Source organism: Sphingobacterium cellulitidis, assembly GCF_043187465.1.
Lineage (GTDB): Bacteria > Bacteroidota > Bacteroidia > Sphingobacteriales > Sphingobacteriaceae > Sphingobacterium > Sphingobacterium cellulitidis.
Map to the genome: position 1 here is coordinate 4026354 of NZ_CP171136.1, position 18866 is coordinate 4045219.

Annotated in this window: 16 protein-coding genes and 1 pseudogene; 5 read left to right on the forward strand and 12 right to left on the reverse strand. The window is 36.0% G+C overall.

Going from position 1 to position 18866, the window contains the following annotated elements; translation table 11 throughout:
- Positions 1 to 6 precede the first annotated feature (6 nt).
- The 4 genes from ACF3OC_RS17575 to mutY all read right to left on the reverse strand — a co-directional run bounded on the left by ACF3OC_RS17575 (position 7) and on the right by mutY (position 3303).
- Positions 7 to 588 (reverse strand): TetR/AcrR family transcriptional regulator, encoded by a 582-nt coding sequence (locus tag ACF3OC_RS17575; RefSeq protein WP_094257478.1) that lies wholly within the window; start codon positions 586 to 588, stop codon positions 7 to 9.
- 91 nt (positions 589 to 679) lie between these two features.
- Positions 680 to 1720 (reverse strand): phenylalanine--tRNA ligase subunit alpha, encoded by a 1041-nt coding sequence (gene pheS, locus ACF3OC_RS17580; protein ID WP_392470201.1) that lies wholly within the window; start codon positions 1718 to 1720, stop codon positions 680 to 682.
- Between the two features lie 61 nt (positions 1721 to 1781).
- The gene (locus ACF3OC_RS17585) at positions 1782 to 2234 is read right to left on the reverse strand and encodes a single-stranded DNA-binding protein (RefSeq protein ID WP_094257266.1); all 453 of its coding nucleotides are present in this window, start codon (positions 2232 to 2234) and stop codon (positions 1782 to 1784) included.
- 25 nt (positions 2235 to 2259) lie between these two features.
- The gene (gene mutY / locus ACF3OC_RS17590; protein ID WP_094257267.1) at positions 2260 to 3303 is read right to left on the reverse strand and encodes an A/G-specific adenine glycosylase; all 1044 of its coding nucleotides are present in this window, start codon (positions 3301 to 3303) and stop codon (positions 2260 to 2262) included.
- Positions 3304 to 3431: 128 nt separating this feature from the next.
- On the opposite strand from mutY, the gene ACF3OC_RS17595 reads away from it, so the two are divergent.
- Positions 3432 to 4292, forward strand: coding sequence for a M23 family metallopeptidase (locus tag ACF3OC_RS17595; protein WP_094257268.1), 861 nt, complete (start codon positions 3432 to 3434; stop codon positions 4290 to 4292).
- 45 nt (positions 4293 to 4337) lie between these two features.
- Here the strand turns inward: ACF3OC_RS17595 and ACF3OC_RS17600 are convergent, their stop codons facing one another.
- Positions 4338 to 5867: a sulfatase gene (locus ACF3OC_RS17600; protein WP_392470205.1), complete on the reverse strand. Its 1530-nt coding sequence runs from the start codon at positions 5865 to 5867 to the stop codon at positions 4338 to 4340.
- 14 nt (positions 5868 to 5881) lie between these two features.
- Entirely contained in the window at positions 5882 to 7405 is a 1524-nt protein-coding gene (locus ACF3OC_RS17605) for a sulfatase (protein ID WP_392470207.1), read from the reverse strand.
- A 127-nt stretch (positions 7406 to 7532) separates the two neighbouring features.
- Between ACF3OC_RS17605 and ACF3OC_RS17610 the strand changes: the two genes are divergently transcribed.
- Genes ACF3OC_RS17610 through ACF3OC_RS17620 form a run of 3 tightly spaced genes read left to right on the forward strand, consistent with a single transcriptional unit; the run spans position 7533 to position 11280 of the window.
- A complete protein-coding gene (locus ACF3OC_RS17610; RefSeq protein ID WP_094257270.1) occupies positions 7533 to 8933 on the forward strand; it encodes a WG repeat-containing protein in 1401 nt (466 codons plus the stop codon).
- 8 nt (positions 8934 to 8941) lie between these two features.
- Positions 8942 to 9370: a hypothetical protein gene (locus ACF3OC_RS17615; RefSeq protein ID WP_141202101.1), complete on the forward strand. Its 429-nt coding sequence runs from the start codon at positions 8942 to 8944 to the stop codon at positions 9368 to 9370.
- A gap of 41 nt (positions 9371 to 9411) precedes the next feature.
- Entirely contained in the window at positions 9412 to 11280 is a 1869-nt protein-coding gene (locus ACF3OC_RS17620) for a M1 family metallopeptidase (RefSeq protein WP_094257272.1), read from the forward strand.
- A gap of 112 nt (positions 11281 to 11392) precedes the next feature.
- Here ACF3OC_RS17620 and ACF3OC_RS17625 read toward each other — a convergent pair whose 3' ends face one another.
- The 6 genes from ACF3OC_RS17625 to ACF3OC_RS17650 form a co-directional block, all read right to left on the reverse strand.
- Positions 11393 to 12904: an arylsulfatase gene (locus ACF3OC_RS17625; RefSeq protein ID WP_094257273.1), complete on the reverse strand. Its 1512-nt coding sequence runs from the start codon at positions 12902 to 12904 to the stop codon at positions 11393 to 11395.
- 110 nt (positions 12905 to 13014) lie between these two features.
- Entirely contained in the window at positions 13015 to 15273 is a 2259-nt protein-coding gene (locus tag ACF3OC_RS17630; RefSeq protein WP_392470210.1) for a GH92 family glycosyl hydrolase, read from the reverse strand.
- A gap of 220 nt (positions 15274 to 15493) precedes the next feature.
- Entirely contained in the window at positions 15494 to 16048 is a 555-nt protein-coding gene (locus tag ACF3OC_RS17635) for a GNAT family N-acetyltransferase (protein ID WP_094257274.1), read from the reverse strand.
- Between the two features lie 35 nt (positions 16049 to 16083).
- Positions 16084 to 17154 carry a hypothetical protein gene (locus tag ACF3OC_RS17640; protein WP_094257275.1) on the reverse strand — a complete coding sequence of 357 codons (1071 nt, stop codon included), beginning with the start codon at positions 17152 to 17154 and terminating at the stop codon, positions 16084 to 16086.
- 57 nt (positions 17155 to 17211) lie between these two features.
- A complete protein-coding gene (locus tag ACF3OC_RS17645) occupies positions 17212 to 17631 on the reverse strand; it encodes a hypothetical protein (protein ID WP_094257276.1) in 420 nt (139 codons plus the stop codon).
- Positions 17632 to 17841: 210 nt separating this feature from the next.
- Positions 17842 to 18330, reverse strand: a complete 489-nt coding sequence (locus ACF3OC_RS17650) for a hypothetical protein (RefSeq protein WP_094257481.1) — start codon at positions 18328 to 18330, stop codon at positions 17842 to 17844.
- 220 nt (positions 18331 to 18550) lie between these two features.
- Here ACF3OC_RS17650 and ACF3OC_RS17655 point away from each other — a divergent pair.
- A pseudogene (locus tag ACF3OC_RS17655) lies at positions 18551 to 18829 on the forward strand (SusD/RagB family nutrient-binding outer membrane lipoprotein); the annotation flags it as partial.
- Positions 18830 to 18866 lie beyond the last annotated feature (37 nt).

Sequence of the window (18866 nt, forward strand, 5' to 3'; positions counted from 1 at the left end):
TAGATGCTATCTACTCTCCAATAAAGTTGCTTCCACAAGATAAGGGAGCATTTCTTTTTGGAAGGAAATAAAATTTTTACGGACATCAGCCTCAGAGACAGCGGTGAAAGCGAATGAGAAAACGATATTTTTGGAAGTTTTAATAAGGAAGGTTAATCTTTCTTCAGGAATCATGCTGGCAATGGTTTCATTTTGCATAAAGGAGCGCAATAAAAGAAATTCCAGGTCATCGGAAAGGAGTTTTAAGTATTCCTGCGCATTGACAGATTCACGGATAAATTCCCAGCCAACAAATTCATTACAGACGGTATAAGTTACGCGGCTGACCCTAAGAATGGTATTTGCGAGAAATAATGCCAGGTCTTTTTCTTTAACATTTTTATTCAGAATATCATATACATTATCCTGGATATAATCCATCAGGACTTCGTGTAATATTAATTCTTTACTGGCAAAATGTTTATAGAAGGTAGCTTTGGCGATGGAAGCGTTTTTTGCTAGCTCATTTACGCTAGTTTTATTATAGCCATATTTTCTAAATAGATCTCTTGCGGATTTCTTTATAGCTATGACAATTTTATCTTCCATGCAAGGCAAGTTTTGAATTTGGGATTCAACTAGTAATTTATAGATTCCACCCAAATAATCTGGTATTCGGGTGGAATATTAACCAATTGGTTTAAATAATTTCTGTTTCAAACTGAGATAAGAATCGGACATCGTTTTCTGAGAACAAACGAAGGTCACGGATTTCATATTTAAGGTTTGTGATTCTTTCGATTCCCATTCCGAATGCAAAACCGGAGTATTTTTTACTATCAATACCACAGTTATCCAATACGTTAGGATCGACCATACCACAACCTAGAATTTCAACCCATCCAGAGTATTTACACATTTGACAGCCTGCACCTTTACAGATTGTACAAGAAATATCCATTTCTGCGGAAGGTTCAGTAAACGGGAAATACGATGGGCGGAATCTTACCTTAGTATCTTCACCATATAATTCTTTCACGAAGTGATAAAGGGTTTGTTTTAAGTCAGCGAAAGAAACATTTTCATCCACATACAAACCTTCGATCTGATGGAAGAAGCAATGGGCTCTAGCCGAAATAGCTTCGTTACGATATACTCTTCCAGGCATAATCGCACGGAAGGGCGGTTTTCCAGCTTCCATTAATCTTACTTGTACGGAAGAAGTATGCGTCCGTAATACCATATCATTACCATCTTGTTTTTTGATAAAGAAGGTATCTTGCATATCTCTTGCAGGATGTTCAGGCGCAAAGTTCAATGCTGAAAAGTTATGCCAATCGTCTTCGATTTCGTTTCCTTCAGCCACGACAAACCCTAATTTCTTAAAAATCTCAACGATTTCTTTTCTAACTAGCGAAAGAGGGTGTCTAGAGCCTAAGGAAAATCCTTGTCCAGGCAATGTTAAATCACCTTCAGCATTAGCAGTTTGACCTTCATTTTGATTTGAGAATTTCTCAGAAGCATCTTTAAATGTATTTTCAGCTAACTGCTTAAATTCATTTAATACTTTTCCTAGTATTCTCTTTTCATCAGAGGATACGGTTTTAAATTCTTCAAAAAGGTTTTTCACGATGCCTTTCGACACTAGAAACTTCAACCTAAATGCTTCAACTTCTTGAGCTGAACTTGGGGCAAATGCCTTAATCTCTTCAGTATACTGCGTTATCTTATCTTGCAACATGTGTCAAAGATACAGCAATTTTAAAAAATAAATGAAATGGTACAGTATTTAATTAGGTAGATTAAAAAGGTAGACCATCATTATCGTCATCGTTTTCTGTAAAGTCGACGGTTTGTTCTTTTGAATCCGGGTTAACAGGACCTGCGGCAGTATTCGTTGGTTGAGGATTTTGCGGCTCAAAATCCGAGCGTCGCCCTAATAAATTAAAACTTTCCGCTACGATTTCGGTGGTATATCGACGGATTCCCTCTTTATCTTCATAGGAACGGGTTCTCAATTTCCCTTCGATGTAGACCAATTTACCTTTGCTGAGGTATTTTACAGCAACATCTGCCAAACCACGCCACAACACGATATTGTGCCATTCAGTTTGCTCTACACGACGTCCATCCTTGTTGAAAGTCTCCGATGTTGCTAATGGAAAACTGGCAACACTTACATTTCCTTCTAAATAGCGGATTTCTGGATCCTTACCAAGATGACCAACTAAAATAACTTTATTTACTCCTGACATACAATAATTTAGGATTTAGTGAGCACTAAAAATAATGTTCCACAAAGGAACTAATCAGTTTATGTTTAGCTAATGTATCTAATTTTTCTAATATAAAATAATTCCAATGGGATTTTTTGGGCAATTTAGAGGCGTTGATTTCCAGCTTATAAAACCTTGCATATATGTTCTGATGGCTTAGAATATGCTTTATTTGTCCTTTAATCTGCGTTGGAACAGATAATCCGAAGTCTTTCTGAAATTCTTCCATTTGTACCAATTCCGCTACATTCAAATCAGCATCACTTTCGATCATTGGGAATTCGAACAAATTTGCCCACACATCACCTTCAGAACGCTGGGACATCAGTACGGCTCCATCATGTTCAATTATAAAATAATGAAAGAATCGGTCTTTACTCTTTTTACCTTTTATTTTTGCTGGGAGCACATTGACTAAACCACTTTCATAAGCTCTACAGTCTATCCTTAATACACATTCAGCGCAGTTAGGATTTTTTGGTTTACATTGAAGAGAACCAAAATCCATGATCGCCTGATTATATTCTGCGGGCTGATTCCGATCGAGCATTTCCTCCGCTAATTTGGAGAAGATCTTTTTACCTGAGGAACTATTAATAGGTTCTTCAATGCCAAAATATCGGGCTAAAACGCGGAAGACATTACCATCTAAAACAGCATGGGCATGGTTACTGGAGAAGGATGAAATTGCAGCAGCAGTATACTCTCCTACTCCCGGCAGCTTTAATAGCGACTGATAATCAGTAGGAAACTCAGCATTATGCAGCTCTAACACTTGCTTACTAGCCTTATGCATATTTCTGGCTCTGGAATAATAACCCAGTCCTTGCCAAAGTCTCAAGATCTCAGCTTCTTCTGCATTTGCAAATTTTGTTACATTCGGGTAAGTTTCTAAAAACCGAAAAAAATAAGGCATTCCTTGTTCAACTCTTGTCTGTTGAAGGATAATTTCTGATAACCAAATTACATAGGGATTCTTAGTCTCACGCCATGGTAGTGCTCTTTTATGCTCAGCATACCAGTTGAGTATACGTTCCGAAAATGACATAATACAAAGATGATAATTTTGTAGCTTTCCAACTCTCAAATAGTTATAAAATGTTAAATTTTCTTGCAATTATTTTAACATCTTCTATTTTTACGCCCGTCTAACATAAAGTGGGAGAGTAAAATACTATGACAAAAAAGAAGACTGCCGTTGAAATTCTAGACTCAAACGGCGATTCGAATTTGAAGATTCAAATTCCAACTATTGTTTTAAAGAACTGGAAATATATCCTAGCTGGAGGGATCTTCTGTATTTGTTTAATATGTGCAACTATTGTCTATGTTGCTACAAAAACAACAAGCGATCATTACGAGGAACAGTTAACAAAAAAGATTGAGGCATTGGAAGAAGCGAGACAAAATCTAGCTTTAGAAGAGGCGTCCAACCAATTAAGTACTGTTCAAATACAAAAATCATTTGATGCTATTGATAGTGCAGTAAACCAAATTAATGCCAAAATGCGCAAAAGAGGTTTAAAAGAATTTGCACCGAAGCTAAAAAATGCTGGTGGACCTGTTGAGGAAGAGGTTAATTTACCTGAATTAATCAAATACTATGAGGCAACCGTAAAGAGATTAGATAAAAAATTAGAAGGTGTTCCATTGGGTACTCCGCATAGTGGAAAGATCACATCGAGATTTGGATACCGCAGAAATCCGTTTACCAATAGAGGTATTGAGATGCATTCAGGAATTGATATCAGCGGAAGAACTGGCGAGCCTATTACTGCAACCGCAGCTGGAAAAGTAGTATTTTCAGGTTATAAGGGTCAGTACGGGAAAGTTGTGATTGTAGAACATACCAATGGATGGGAAACGAGATATGCTCACCTTTCGAGCACAAAAGTAAAAAAGGGTCAGAAGGTAGAAGCTGGACAATTAGTTGGAAAGCTAGGGAGTACCGGAAGATCTACAGGCCCGCATTTGCACTATGAATTACTGAGCTATGGTAGAAAGATCAATCCTGAAAAAACATTGATCTTTAACTAAAGAGAATAAAAAAACCTTTCTGAAAACAGAAAGGTTTTTTTATGTCTACTGATTTGCTAAGATTGCTTTTGCATCTTCATCTTCTAAGCGGTCTATTTCTTGTTTTAGAGTCTTTTCTAATCTTTGTTGAATTTTCTTGTATTTGGGCTCTCCATAAATATTCTTTAATTCTCTAGGATCTTTTTTCATATCGAATAACTCCCATCCATCTACTCTTTTATAGAAACGAATCAATTTATATCGACCATCACTTACTCCAAAATGTGGAGATACGGCATGTTCACCGTTTTCATAATAATGGTAATAGATTTGGTCTTGAATATCTTTTTTCTTTCCATTCAATAAGCTCAAGAAAGATTTACCTTGCATATCTTGTGGCACTTTAATTCCACTAAGTTCTAAAAATGTCGGTCCAATATCCACGTTGGAAACCATTCCATTAATTTTAGAATTAGGTTTGATCAAGCCTGGCATTTTCATCAACATCGGTGTTCGGAAAGATTCTTCATACATAAATCTTTTATCAAACCATCCATGTTCACCCATATAGAAACCTTGATCGGATAAGTAAAGGACCAGAGTATTTTCTTCTAAATTATTTTCTTTCAAATAATCCAATACCTTTCCAATATTTCTATCCATTGACTCAGCAGTATTTAGGTAATCAACCATATAGCGGTGGTATTTCCATTCAGCTAAAGCTTTTCCAGAAAGGTTAGATTTTTTTAATTCTTCATAAATTGGTTTATAATAATCAACGTATGCTTGAAATTGCTGGTCGGTCATTCTTGAGAAGTTTCCATCAACGCGCATTTTTTCGATATTTTCGAACATCTTCAAATCATAGCCCATTTGCATATCCTTGTCAATACTCATTTCTTGCAGAGCTGCTGCTTTTCTCGTGGCATAATCATCAAAGAATGTTTCTGGCAGTGGGATTGTTTTACTATCATTCTTACCAAAATCTTCAATAGCAGGCATCCAGGTTCTATGGGTATTTTTATGGCCAATGATTAAACAGAAAGGTTCTTCTTTATTTTGATCCTTTAACCAATTCAGAGCTTTATCAGTAACTAAATCTGCCACATAACCTTGTTCTCTTTCTACCACTTCTTTTTCACCTTCTTTACTGGAAATAAAATCAGGATTAAAATAATGTCCTTGACCAGTTAGGATGCTATAGTAGTCAAAACCTTGCAACTGTCTTCCCAAATGAATTTTTCCGATCCAAGCCGTTTGGTATCCATTGTTGTGCAATTCTTTAACAAATGAATTTTGTCCATGGTTAAAGTTAGAGGTTTCATTATCCTTAAAGCCATTCTTATTACTGTATTTTCCAGTCAATAAACTAGCCCGACTTGGTCCACAAATAGAATTCGTGACATAACCTTTGGTAAACAGGGCTCCTTCCTTGGCTATTCGGTCCAGATTTGGAGTATGTGCAATTTTGGAACCATAGGCACCTATTGTTTGATAGGAATGGTCATCGGAAATAATGACTACAATGTTTGGCTTCTTTTGAGCCTGAGAAATTAAGCTAATTAAGCAAAAACAAATAATTGTTAGTATGCGCATGATAATATTTAAGTTTAGGAAGCCTCAAATATACGCAATGCTTCGGAATCATCTTGTTTTACAATTTCATCTTTCAACATTTTCATCATTTCCTTTTGTTTCTCGGCGTATTTAGGATTGTCGAAGACGTTTTTCATTTCTTGAGGATCTTTACTCAGGTCATAAAGTTCCCAAGAGTTCACTTTATTATAGAAACGGATCAGTTTATAACGACCGTTGCTGACTCCAAAATGTGGAGATACATTATGCACCCCATCTTCATAATAATGGTAATAAAGGTCTTTTCGAACACCTTTCTGACCATGTATAATTGGAGTAAAGGATTGACCTTGAATATCCTCAGGCACAGATACCCCTGCCAACTCCAATAAAGTTGGAGCAATATCTATAGTCATCAATAGATCATTGACTTTTCTTGATTTCTTAATTTCTTTTGGGAACCTCATCATCATTGGTGTTCTAAAGGATTCTTCATACATAAATCGTTTATCAAACCAACCATGTTCTCCCATATAGAACCCTTGATCAGACATATAAATCACGATGGTATTTTCTGTCAAGTTGTTTTGGTCCAAATAGTCCAGAACTTTCCCAATGTTTCGGTCCATTGACTCTGCGGTATTGAGGTAATCGGTCATATAGCGTTGAAATTTCCATTCTGCCAATTTTTTAGGATCAGAAAGGTCTCTGCTATTAAAATCCTCCTTTACTTTCGCGTAGTAATTTCTATATTTCTCACGATCAGATTCATCCATTCTAAAGAAATTGGATTCTTTCATCCATTCTTCATCGTTCTTAAACATTTTAAGGTCGTAGGTTAGCAACATATCCTTACTGACCTGCATTTCTTGAATTTTTGCGGCTTCTCTTCCGGCGTAATTATCATAGAAATTTTTAGGTATTTTAAATTTTTTATGGTCATTTTTACCAAAATCCTGAGGGTCAGGATCCCATTCTCGGTGGGTAGCTTTATGGCCAAGAATCAGACAAAAAGGTTTTTCCTTATTTAAGGTATTCATCCAATTAAGGGCTTTATTGGTTACAATATCGGATACATAGCCATTTTCACGGATCATAGTTCCATTTTGATTTTTGAAATCAGGGTTGAAGTAATGGCCTTGATTGATCAAAATATCGTAGTAATCAAAGCCTTCTAAGGTATCCCCTAAATGTTGTTTTCCAATCCAGGATGTAGTATATCCGGCTTTATGCAACTCTTTAATAAATGAATTTTGGCTATGGTCGAAGTGGGAGTTTTCATTTTCCTTATACCCATTTTTATGGCTATACTTTCCAGTCAATAAACTTGCTCGGCTCGGGCCGCATAGGGAATTATTCACGTAGGAGCGGTTGAAAAGCAGTCCTTCATTCGCAATGCGATCGATATTTGGGGTATGGCCATATTTAGATCCATAAGAAGAAATACTTTGGAAAGAATGGTCATCCGAAACAATAATTATGATATTTGGGGATTTTTGTCCCAGTGCTGATGAAATCCCGATGCAGAATAACAAGAAGTAGGTCAAGTATTTAATCATAAATAAATATACAAAATCCATCCTTAAAACTTGTAGGTAAAAAATATTGGAAATTAGCATAAAATATTAGCCCTTGATATTTGAGGAATCAATAAAAATGAGGACTTTTGCGTAATAATTTCATTACATGAAAAAGATTTTCACCTTCATTTTTACAGCTTGTTTATTCCAGATTTCATTTGCACAACAAGAGGTTAATAAGATCGATTACAGCATCTCAATCGAAGAATCCTTCAAGGAAAAATTAAAAGAATTAGAGGCTAACGAGACAGATCCTTCAGATTTATTCAGGACAATCCTTGAAGACATGGAGGGTGAAATTGTATTAGAAGCATGGATTGGAAAAAGCGCTAATAAAATTAAGTCAAATTTATTTCAAGATTGGGTTTATCTGCGCGATACAGAGGCAAAAACCTTATTCCGAATAGATACCACTACCGAACGCTATTCTGAGATAGACTATTTACCAGAGAATATTGAGGAATATCCAATTAACTTCAAATCTGAGGAGAGTGCGACTATCTTAGGCTTTCCATGTAAATTGGCCGTTATAGAAATTTTTTCAGAGGATTCTTCTGATGAATCTGGAAAGGTAGAAATATGGTACACTGAAAAGATACCACAAATTTTTTGGGGGAATTATCAATATCTGAATCAAATTCCTGGGGCTGCATTAAAGATTTCGACGCAAGGGGTTGCATTTTATGCCAAGAATATTGAGAAGTTGAAGGTTTCAAATGATTATTTTCAAGTTCCAAAAAACTACAGTATCGTAGCAGACCTAGATCCTATTATTGATTACAAACCTGAGAACATTGAATTAGGGGAAGACATGGTCGCTTATTACGATTCCACCAGTTTTTTATATGGCTTGAAGACTATTTCTGGAGATATCATTACTGAACCAAATTTTTTGAGCTTAACAGCCTTTAACGATGGAGTTTCTATTGCGATAGATGAAAGTAATACCTCTGCCTTGATCAATAAAAAAGGGAAAAACATAACGGAATATATCTACGATTTTATCACATATGATTCAGAATTGAACGCTTATATCTATTCAAAAGAAGATAAAATGACTGTGATGGATGAACATGGAAAAACCATCTGGTTCACTGAATTTGATAATATAAATCCATTTTCATCGCAATATACTATTGTGAGCAATGGTGATAAATATGGTTTGGTTGATAAAACCGGAAAGATCATCGTTCCGTTGACCTACAGTAGTATTAGTTCCAACAATAGTAAATATTTTGTAGTAGAGGAAAATAACAAATCTGTCATCTATGAAATAATAGGAAATAAATTGGTTACAGATGCTTACAAGTTTTTATTTACCACTGAAATGGACGATGTGTTTTTAGCATCTTCGGATGGTGAAACCTATGGACTTATTAATCCAACAGGAAAGATTATCTTGCCATTCGAATATGAATTAATTGATGTTTCAGGGGATGGACAAGTTTCGGTTGTTAAAACAGGAGAAACGGACGTAAAGACAATACATATAGATCTAAAAAAATAAAGGCAGACATGACATTTCAAATTAATACCTTACACCGAGGTAGGTTCATCTGGATCCTATTAGGTTCATTATTTTTTGTAGGGTATTTACTTTCTATGAGCAATTTTCAGGAGATTTATAAAATTCTGATATTATTATTTTGTATACCGGCGATCATGTGGTCAGCGGTTAAATTCAGTAAACAAATCTCCACCTGGGAAGTTGACAATAGTAACATTAGCATTACCAAATTTGGAAAGGCAACGACTATTCCCATAGCAGATATTTCTTATTTAAAAAATCACATTCGTTCAGGAGGAAACCTTTTAGCTTTTCATACAAAGGGAAAATCGGGTACAGTTCGAGTATGGCGGAACAAGATATTTGCCAGTAATGATCAATTTGATGATCTAATTCAAGTCATAAAAGAACTAGGCATCGACATTGTGATTGGCTAAGGCTATGATTTTCGAGTGTTAAATTTTATATATTTGGCATTATGAATCTAAAAAACACCCTTGGCTTATTAGTCTTGGCATTTTGTTCCTTGACGAGCTTTGCACAACGCAAGTCTTATTGGGATCAGAAAGTCGATTATACCATGGATATTGATGTCAACGAGAAGACATTTCAATATGATGGCAAAATGAAAGTTAAATACAGCAATAATTCTGGTCAGGAATTGAACAAAGTATACTTTCATTTATATTTCAATGCTTTCCAACCGGGAAGTATGATGGACGAACGTCTAAAGAATATTCCAGACCCAGATGCGAGAATGGTTAGCAATATTGGGACAAAAGAAAAGCCCGTTCGTCAGAGTCGGATTTCGGCTTTAAGTCCCGATCAAATTGGATTTCAGAAGATCAAATCTGTGAAGTACAACGGCAGCGAGGTAACATTTAAGGAAGATGGGACAGTTTTGGAAGTTATTTTACCCACTCCAATTAAAGATGCAAGTACGGTTGAATTTGATTTAACTTGGCAGGCACAGGTTCCTGAGCAAATCCGTCGTAGCGGACGTAATTCTAAGGAGGGTGTAGCCTTTTCAATGACGCAATGGTATCCAAAGATGGCTCAATTTGATGAGTTCGGATGGCACTTAGATGAGTATATTGGTCGAGAATTTATTGCTCCATTTGGAAATTTTGATGTTACGATCCATATCAACAAAGATTATGTCATAGGTTCTTCTGGTAAATTACAAAACCCTTCTGAGGTAAAAGGATATGTAAAGAATGCGAAGATAAAGACCAAAAACAACAAGGCCTCATGGCATTATAAAGCTGAGAACATCCATGATTTTGCATGGGCAGCAGACCCTAAGTTTGTTGTAGATTCAGCAAAAACAAAAAATGGAACCAGTATTTATACGATTTTCTTACCTACGGACAAAGAGGTTACAGATAACTGGAAAACAGCCTTAGGTCTAGCTACTGAGTTTTTTGATTTCACCAGTGAAAATTTCGGAGCCTATCCTTGGAAAACCTATTCCATTGTTCAAGGAGGTGATGGTGGAATGGAATATGGTACAGCAACACTTATTACAGGCGGAAGAAATTTAAAAGGACTTGTTGGGGTTATTTTCCATGAGGCAGCGCATTCCTGGTATCAACAATTATTCGGCATCAATGAAACCGTTGATGAGTGGATGGATGAAGGGTTTACAAGTTATATTGAGGAATTAGCCTATACGGAGTTATTCGAGAAGCCAAATGTCAGAGCCCTTAATCCAATTGGTTCAGCATATAATTCCTATTATCGCCTAGCGAAATCAGGCAAAGAAGAACCTATGAGCTTATTGGCGGATTACTATAACACAAACTTTGCCTACAGCATAGAAGCTTATAGCAAAGGAGGCGTATTAGCAGAACAAATGGGCTATATAATTGGAAAGCAGAATTTACAAAAGACCTTTTTGAACTTCTATGATATTTGGAAATTTAAACATCCAACTCCTAATGATTTTAAACGCGTAGCGGAAGAAACATCAGGGTTGAATTTAAAATGGTATTTTAATTTATTTATCAATACGACCAGAACTATTGATTATGCAATCAGCAATGTTACTGATCAAAATATAGAAATTCTGAATAAGTCCAACTTTGCGATGCCAATTGACTTATTGGTAGAATATGAAGATGGAAGCAAGGAATTGTTTTATATTCCATTACGTGAAATGCGTGGAGAAAAACCTGTTGAGAATTTTGAGATTTACAATGGGGTAAAAAGAACGATATTAACGGATTGGTTTTGGACAAAACCTAATTACTCTGTTCCTGTGAGCAAGAAAGTCAAAAAAGCTTGGATTGATCCAACACAGCGTTTAGCAGATATTAATTACGATGATAATTCATATGGATTATAGAATTGTAAGGATTTAAGAAAAAGGCTATTCTCGGTTGAGAATAGCCTTTTTCTTTGATATCTTGTTCAGGAGTCGTCCTGCAATTAAAGTTAACTCCAATTGCAATGTATAGTTACATGATGCTTTCCAATAAAGTTTTCAATTCGGCAACCAATTCAGGGTTTTGTTTGGCGATATTTGTTTTTTCAGACGGGTCTGATGCTAAGTTGTAAAGTTGATCTTCAGGGTTATTTCCGAGTTCAGTATTTGTCAGCTTACTCATGGCTTGCCCCTTACTTGGTTTGATGTATTTATAATTACCTCTGGTAATTGAAAATGTACCAGCTGATTGAACTAAGTACTCTCTTCCTTTTTTATCTTTTCCAATGAATGCCGGCCAAATATTTTCGCCATCTAATTCCAATTGTGCTGGCAAAGGTTTTCCGAAGAAACTTGCAAAACTAGAGAGCAAATCCATTTGGCACAGCAATGCGTCGGAAACTTGATTCTTTTTAATTCCTTTAGGCCAGCTCATAATAAATGGTACTCTAGTTCCACCTTCAAATGCAGAGTATTTCCCGCCCCGGTAAATTCCGAAAGGGTTGTGACCATTAAGCTGGGTAACTGCTCCATCGACATAACCATCATCCAAAACGGCCCCATTATCACTGGTAAAAATTATTATAGTATTTTCGAAGAGACCATTATCCTTCAAGGTCTGAATAATTTCACCAACGGTATGGTCCAGCTGTAAGATTGCATCGCCACGATATCCCAATCCACTTTTACCTTTAAACATTGTGGAAGGCATTCTCGGGACATGGGGTTCGGTAGCATGATAGCTCAAGAAGAATGGTTTATTTTTATTTTCGCGAATGTACTGGATAACCTTATCCGCAAAAGTCATGGTGACTTCTTCGTCTACCCATCTTGCTTGTAATCCTCCCGTCATCCATCCTATTCTACCGATTCCATTAATAATGGTTTGATTATGTCCATGGTTGGGACTAGCTTTCATTTTCAACAATTCAGGGTTTTCAAGTCCTGTAGGTTCAGTACCAATCTTTTGTTTATATGAAACTTGAATAGGGTCATTTGGGTCTACTCCTACTACTTTGTGTCCTTCTAGAAATACTGTTGGAACGCGATCAGCAGTTGCCGGGAAAATATAGGAGTAATCATAGCCCACTTCTATAGGTCCTGGTTTGACCTCCTGATTCCAGTTTTTTTCTACCTGACTTCCTAATCCAAGGTGCCATTTTCCAATAATTGCTGTTTGATAACCCTGTTGTTTAAAAAGTTTTGGCAAGGTCATTTGGGCAGTATCAATAATTAATGCAGCATCACCAGGAAGAACACCTGTTCCGGTTTTTCTGAAGGGATATTTCCCGGTCATCAAGGAATAACGGGAAGGGGTACAAGTTGCGGCTGAGGAGTGTCCATTGGTGAAACGAATTCCAGCACTAGCAAGTTCATCAATATTTGGAGTTTTTATTTTATCTGCGCCATAAGCACTTAAATCACCATATCCTAAATCATCGGCATATATCATGACTACATTAGGTTTCTTTTGTGCGAATGATATCAAAGGCAACAAAAACAGAAATAATAAAGCATCCTTCAGCATAAAATAATTGATCTTCATAGAATTGAATGGGTTTAGATTTTATTCGAAGATACTGAAATTATTGAAAGAGTAAATCAAGGATAAAAAACGAGAGCTATCAAATTGATAGCTCTCGAAAATTCCAATGATTATTTGAACGATATTCCCCAGTTTTTATTGGCTTTATCGACCATTTCAAATTCGAGGGTTCCGCCATTTAATATATCCTTGTGTGATATTTCAGCTTTATTTAGAGGTTTGCCATTTAATTTTGCGGATTGAATATATTTATTTCTATCAGAAGCATTTTTGGCGATTACCGTAAATGTTTTACCATTTTCCAATTGAATGACTGCTTTATCAAAGAAAGGGGAACCAATGCTATAAAGTGCAGAGCCAGGGGTAACAGGGTAAAAACCAAGTTGGGAGAACACGACGAAAGAAGAAAGGCCTCCACCATCTTCATCACCTGGCACCCCCATTAAATCATTTCTGAACCACTGTTTTATGAGGGTTTTGATTCTTTTTTGCGTTTTCCACGGTTGTCCTGCATAATTATACAAATAAGGAATATGTAAGGAAGGTTCATTTGCCATTGAAAATTGGCCGACATTACCAGTATGGTCAGGCAACTGTTGATAAAAATCAAATTTCGATCTTCCCAAAGGTTGAATAAACATTTCATCCAAGTAATTGACGAACTGTTCATTTCCACCCATTAACTGGATTAAATCCGGAATATTGTGCTGTACATCCCAGCGATAAATCCAGGCATTGTTTTCCCCATAATATTCTCTAGCACCCTGACCTCCGGAAAAAACATAATCAAAAGGTTCAATAAACTTACCTTTTTCATCCTTAGGGTGGAAAAACTTAGTTTCCTGATTGAACAGGTTTCTATAGTTCTGAGAAAGCTTGATAAACTTCTCATAATCTTCAGTTTTTCCAAGCTGTTTTGCTAATTGCGCAAGACACCATAGATCATAGGAAGTTCCTAGTGTAACTGCTACAGGCTGACGTTTTTCAAAATCATTTACTTCGGGGATAGTTTCTTTTTCACCTGGATGTAAGGCAGGAATGTATCCCTTTTCATAGAAGAATTGATCTAGTTTTCCGGCAGGTTTTCCTGACCATGGGGCTAATGTTTTTTCTGTTATAGCACCTTTTGCAGCACGGTAAGCTTCTTCGATGTTAAAGGAACAGATTCCTTTTTCATATGCATCCAAGATTGCAGCTACACCATGATTAGAATTCATTCTACGGCTGTCACCAGTAATTTCAGGGAAAGTGGGAAGCCAGAAATTATCCATTTGCTCAGACATCCGGACAAATGACTGCAGAATATTTCCTTCCTTTTTGGTATCAATAAGGACATTCAAAGGGTGATGAGCACGATAAGAATCCCAGATCCAATCATCAGTAAAGAAGGGGACACCTTCGTCTGTATGAATTTTCCCATCGAATGCGCTATAATAGCGGCCATCTTCAGAGATGTTTACAGGTCTTTCAAAAGTTCTATAAAGAGAGGTATAAAAGATATTCTTATCATTTTCATTATTTCCTTCCACTTTAAGTTTTCCTAAAGCTTTATTCCAAATTGCTTTTCCATTTTCTTTAACTTTTGCCAGGTCAAAGTTTTTAATTTCGCGATTAAGATTTGCCTTAGCTTGTGCGGCATCAATAAAAGATATTCCATAGCGGACCTTTAATTTCTGTGCAGAATTAGGGAAAGTCAAAATCAGGTTAGCCTGTTCACCAGTAGCATCAGAGGCTTTATTAAGTTGGCCATTGACGATACTTTCAACAGAAGTAGGTTTTTGATCAATTTCAGCATAGATATACACTTTAGTATTATTGCCGATATCTTGGCTACCTGAAATCCCAGTGTTATCCCATTTAACCTCTCCCCGACGGCTGTTAAAGATTAATTGATTTTGTCCTGATTTTTCAAAATCCAATTCATATATGGCTGCTTGATGCGATACGGCAAATTTGACATCAATGTTATCCTCATCCAAATAAACAGAATAGCTGTAAGGATTTATGATTTCCTGGTCATAGCTATAGTTCAAGATCGGCTTTAAATCTCGAGTACCGGCAGTTAAAGGGCTAAGATTGAAGGCAGAGCTTCCGCGATGACTGGTAACAATCAAAGGTAAACCACGCAATCTATCGGAAGTATAATCTGACCTTTCGGGATAAACTCGCAATAATGAGTTTGGCAAGTGAACTGTTGGATAAGTTGGTACCAATAGGTGGGAGATATTTCCCATATAGGGGTTTACATAGTCTACTTCTGTTTTTTGTGCTTGAACTTGAGCGACAGAAATAAAAATCATAGCAACGGTTGCAAAGTTTCTTCCTTTGTTCCAAATCCTAGTAAACTGAGGGATCTTAATTTTCAGCATTTGATCTTGATTTAAATTTTAGATTTAGCATTACCGTTATAAAAACTTTTATAGAAAGGGAATTCTTATCGGTTTACAATAGGGCAACACTCAAATTTAATAAAAAAAATTATTAATAATAGTCATGATAAAAAGGTTTTAGCTATAATTTTAAGTAACATTTTCACATAAAAAAATCCCATTAGAAAAATGGGATTTTGATGTATATATAAATATTAAATTATTTCAATTGCATATGTTCAAGGTTTTTACCCATTAGGCTTTTCATTCCAACAACTTTGAAACCTAATCTTTCATACAATTTTTTCGCTTTTGGATTATCTTCATCGACCAACAAACCTAGGACAGCCTTTTGTTTCAAGATATATTCATCAATTAAATATTTAATAATAATCGATCCCAAGCCCTTTCCTTGTTGATTAGGATTTACTGCAATGCAATCAATATAAAATTCACCAGCTTGAGTTTCATCTTCGGGGTTAAAACTCCTTTGATATTTGTTTTCCACTAAGTCTGCCACAGGTTTTCTAAGTTCGTAAAGGTTTGCGCCATCATAAACAAGGGCAGTTGCTATCACGGTTCCATTTTCTTCAATCACCCAATTATGGTTATAAGAATATTGATTTCCTTCCTCCTTCACCAGATCAGTTAAAAATTCCAATGCAAGTTGTTTATCCTGCTTTCCGATAAAACGGTAAGCAATTTCTTCCATTGCCAATAGTAAATATTCTGCGATCTGTTCTGAATCCTCCTTTAATCCTCTTCTAATAATCATTGTTATAAATTTTTTGCCCTAAGATAAAGATTAATCTAAAAATTGACGAGGATGAGTTTATACCCGTCATCAGTCCGAAGGAATTCAAATGATTCCGCTGCAAAAGGAAATTCATCGTAAAAAGACAAGGTAATGACCGGATACTTTGCATCTAATGAATCACCACATTGATCCAGGAACCTTCTATAGGACTCGCCCTCAAATATGAAATAATTTAAGCTGGATTTATAAATGCAGAATTTTTTCGACCCGTTTATAACAGATTCGAACAGTTCCTTTAATTTATCAATGTGTCGGTTGATAAATCTAGGGCTTTCCTCAAATCCCCATTTACTTTGGTAGTCATCCCAAAAGGCGATGCTGTCATAGGAATTGGCGATCAACTGTTCAGCTGTTATTTCTAAGGGGAAAAGTTTGGGGAAGAGCTGTTCAAACTCTTTATTATAGTCCATAAATGCATATGTATTCCCATCTATTCCATTAAATTTTATCCATGTGCTATCTTCAGGAATGGAACCATTAATACTCACTTGGTAAAAATTCAGGTCATCATTGTAAGGGAAATCCTCAATAATTATTTGATTATTTGTATCGATCAACATGCTTTTCCCACCAACAAAATAGGAGTGTTCATCATCTGGGGTATCTCTTTTCCTTTGGGCTCCCTTTAGTGCATTAATAAATCCATTTTTGACATGTCCGAGATCATTATAGATTGCTGGAATTTGGATTTCGCCTTTGGCGTTTAGCATGCCTACCATATCGTTTTCACGATCATAGAATCTGATAAAGCCTTCATTTTCGCAATCAGGAACATTGTCGAAAAAATAGAGGCTGTCATACCCAAGCTTTCTCCCGGTCTTGGTCAGGAAATAATAATCAAAATCTTCCTGATCGTTTTGCTCTATTACTGAAATGATATTCTCAAAAGAACTGGGGATACCGGAGACTGGTTTTAGGGAGAGAGGAATAATAACTTTTCCTTGTTGGTCATGATAGCCGACCTGAGTCGAATCGGCATTATAGAATGCTTTTAGGTTTCTACTGGTTTGCGAGAAAAGGACGTTAGGAAGCAAGAAAGCACATAAAATTAATAGTAGTTTCATACATTAAAGATTAGCAAAAAGTCAGCTTTATATGACAGGGACTTTATTAAAAATGCATTAACGTTTTTTCTTACTTTTCTTTTTCTTTTCAAGTTGATCTATTCGGGCGGTCAAAGCAGCAATAGTTATTTCTTGAGATTGTATTGTTGCTTGTTGAGCATTAATTACTTTTTCGAGGGCTGCAGCTAGGGAGCCATTATCAACGGGTTTATCTATTTTAGAGGGGAGTGTTATTGCGACTTCGTGGAGTTGTTGATTATCTTCACGGCGCATTTCACCAGCACCAGAGATCAACCATTCTGGCGATATATCGGCATAGCTAGATAAAATTGTGGCTATTGCATCAGAACCCAAGGCGGAGTTCTTTTGTACTCCTTTGAAATTGGCATAGGAAAGACCCAACCCTTTAAAAAATTCCACTTTATGGATTCCTTTAGATTCAGCAATTAGGAGCACCCTTTCTTTGATATTACTCATAGTATTTATGTTAATAAGTTTGGATAAAATATAGACTAAATTTATTAATATTTTCAGGAATGGCAATAACTTAACAATAATATAACAAGCTAATTATTAAAAGAGTTGAGTGAATTAGGCGAAAAATATTCTGTAAAAAAGAAATAATCAGAGGATTAGGAGACAAAAAAAGCCAGCAATAAAATTGCTGTCTTAAATTAATCTTAGTATTTAGAATTTGAAGTTAAAACCTAAGTTAGCAGCGCCAAAATTTGCATCATTAGAAACTCCACGATAACCAGCGAAGACTTCCCATTTTGATTGTTGATAACCTACTTTTGGCAAGTATTTAAAGCCACCGCCATCTTCACCACCAGAGGTAGTAATGGCATATCCTAAGTCGGCACCGATAAAGAATTCAGGTACGATAGAATATTGTCCAGAAGCTGCGACAGGGATATAGTTAAAATCAGAAAAGCCTTCATCTTTCCATTCTTTTTTCAGGAAGAAATTTTGAAAGCCTACGGTTGCACCAGCTTGGAATTTATCGCTAATATTCCATAGATAAGCAGCATCTACCCCTGCTGAGAAAGAAGTTGCATCTTTAATATCTCCTAGCGGAAGACCCACATTGGCTCCAATTTTAAATTGTCCAGCGATTTGTGCATTGGCACCTAAGCCAAATAGTAGCATGGCTCCAGCAAATAATAATTTTTTCATGTGAAATAGTTTTATGTGATTGATTTTTAACAAATATTTCAAAAGCCGTTCCATGATTTCAATAGAAAGAAAATCTTCTTCACTCACAAGAAAACCTGTTTAAACAAATAATTAAAGCTGATTTTTAGTTTACAAACAATATTAAACAAACCGACTTTTACTTTATATTTATTTAACATAAATAAACTAATAAAATAATAAACTATCCACTGTAAGTTCAAAGGATCAAAAGATTGAGAGAATCTTGATGCAGAAATACCTTCGTTCCTTTCATCAGGGTGCATGGTCAGCATATTATGGTCATTTAAGAACAGGATATCCAAGTTTTGCAAAGACCAATCCCAATCATGTTGCATACCGATGGATGTATCCACAATCGGAATATTTAACAAATCCTACCAATGTTGCTGCAGCGATTCAAAGTCAATACTCTGGGTCTGATGTAATTACGGCTAAACCTTGGTGGTTAAAATATTACCAAATAAATTATCTAGAGTAAGGTCGGAAATTGATTTTCCGACCTTTTAATTTTATAA

Coding starts and splice junctions, on each gene's coding strand:
- ACF3OC_RS17575 (WP_094257478.1), bottom strand. CDS start 588: ATGGAAGATAAAATTGTCATAGCTATAAAGAAATCCGCAAGAGATCTA.
- pheS (WP_392470201.1), bottom strand. CDS start 1,720: ATGTTGCAAGATAAGATAACGCAGTATACTGAAGAGATTAAGGCATTT.
- ACF3OC_RS17585 (WP_094257266.1), bottom strand. CDS start 2,234: ATGTCAGGAGTAAATAAAGTTATTTTAGTTGGTCATCTTGGTAAGGAT.
- mutY (WP_094257267.1), bottom strand. CDS start 3,303: ATGTCATTTTCGGAACGTATACTCAACTGGTATGCTGAGCATAAAAGA.
- ACF3OC_RS17595 (WP_094257268.1), top strand. CDS start 3,432: ATGACAAAAAAGAAGACTGCCGTTGAAATTCTAGACTCAAACGGCGAT.
- ACF3OC_RS17600 (WP_392470205.1), bottom strand. CDS start 5,867: ATGCGCATACTAACAATTATTTGTTTTTGCTTAATTAGCTTAATTTCT.
- ACF3OC_RS17605 (WP_392470207.1), bottom strand. CDS start 7,405: ATGATTAAATACTTGACCTACTTCTTGTTATTCTGCATCGGGATTTCA.
- ACF3OC_RS17610 (WP_094257270.1), top strand. CDS start 7,533: ATGAAAAAGATTTTCACCTTCATTTTTACAGCTTGTTTATTCCAGATT.
- ACF3OC_RS17615 (WP_141202101.1), top strand. CDS start 8,942: ATGACATTTCAAATTAATACCTTACACCGAGGTAGGTTCATCTGGATC.
- ACF3OC_RS17620 (WP_094257272.1), top strand. CDS start 9,412: ATGAATCTAAAAAACACCCTTGGCTTATTAGTCTTGGCATTTTGTTCC.
- ACF3OC_RS17625 (WP_094257273.1), bottom strand. CDS start 12,904: ATGAAGATCAATTATTTTATGCTGAAGGATGCTTTATTATTTCTGTTT.
- ACF3OC_RS17630 (WP_392470210.1), bottom strand. CDS start 15,273: ATGCTGAAAATTAAGATCCCTCAGTTTACTAGGATTTGGAACAAAGGA.
- ACF3OC_RS17635 (WP_094257274.1), bottom strand. CDS start 16,048: ATGATTATTAGAAGAGGATTAAAGGAGGATTCAGAACAGATCGCAGAA.
- ACF3OC_RS17640 (WP_094257275.1), bottom strand. CDS start 17,154: ATGAAACTACTATTAATTTTATGTGCTTTCTTGCTTCCTAACGTCCTT.
- ACF3OC_RS17645 (WP_094257276.1), bottom strand. CDS start 17,631: ATGAGTAATATCAAAGAAAGGGTGCTCCTAATTGCTGAATCTAAAGGA.
- ACF3OC_RS17650 (WP_094257481.1), bottom strand. CDS start 18,330: ATGAAAAAATTATTATTTGCTGGAGCCATGCTACTATTTGGCTTAGGT.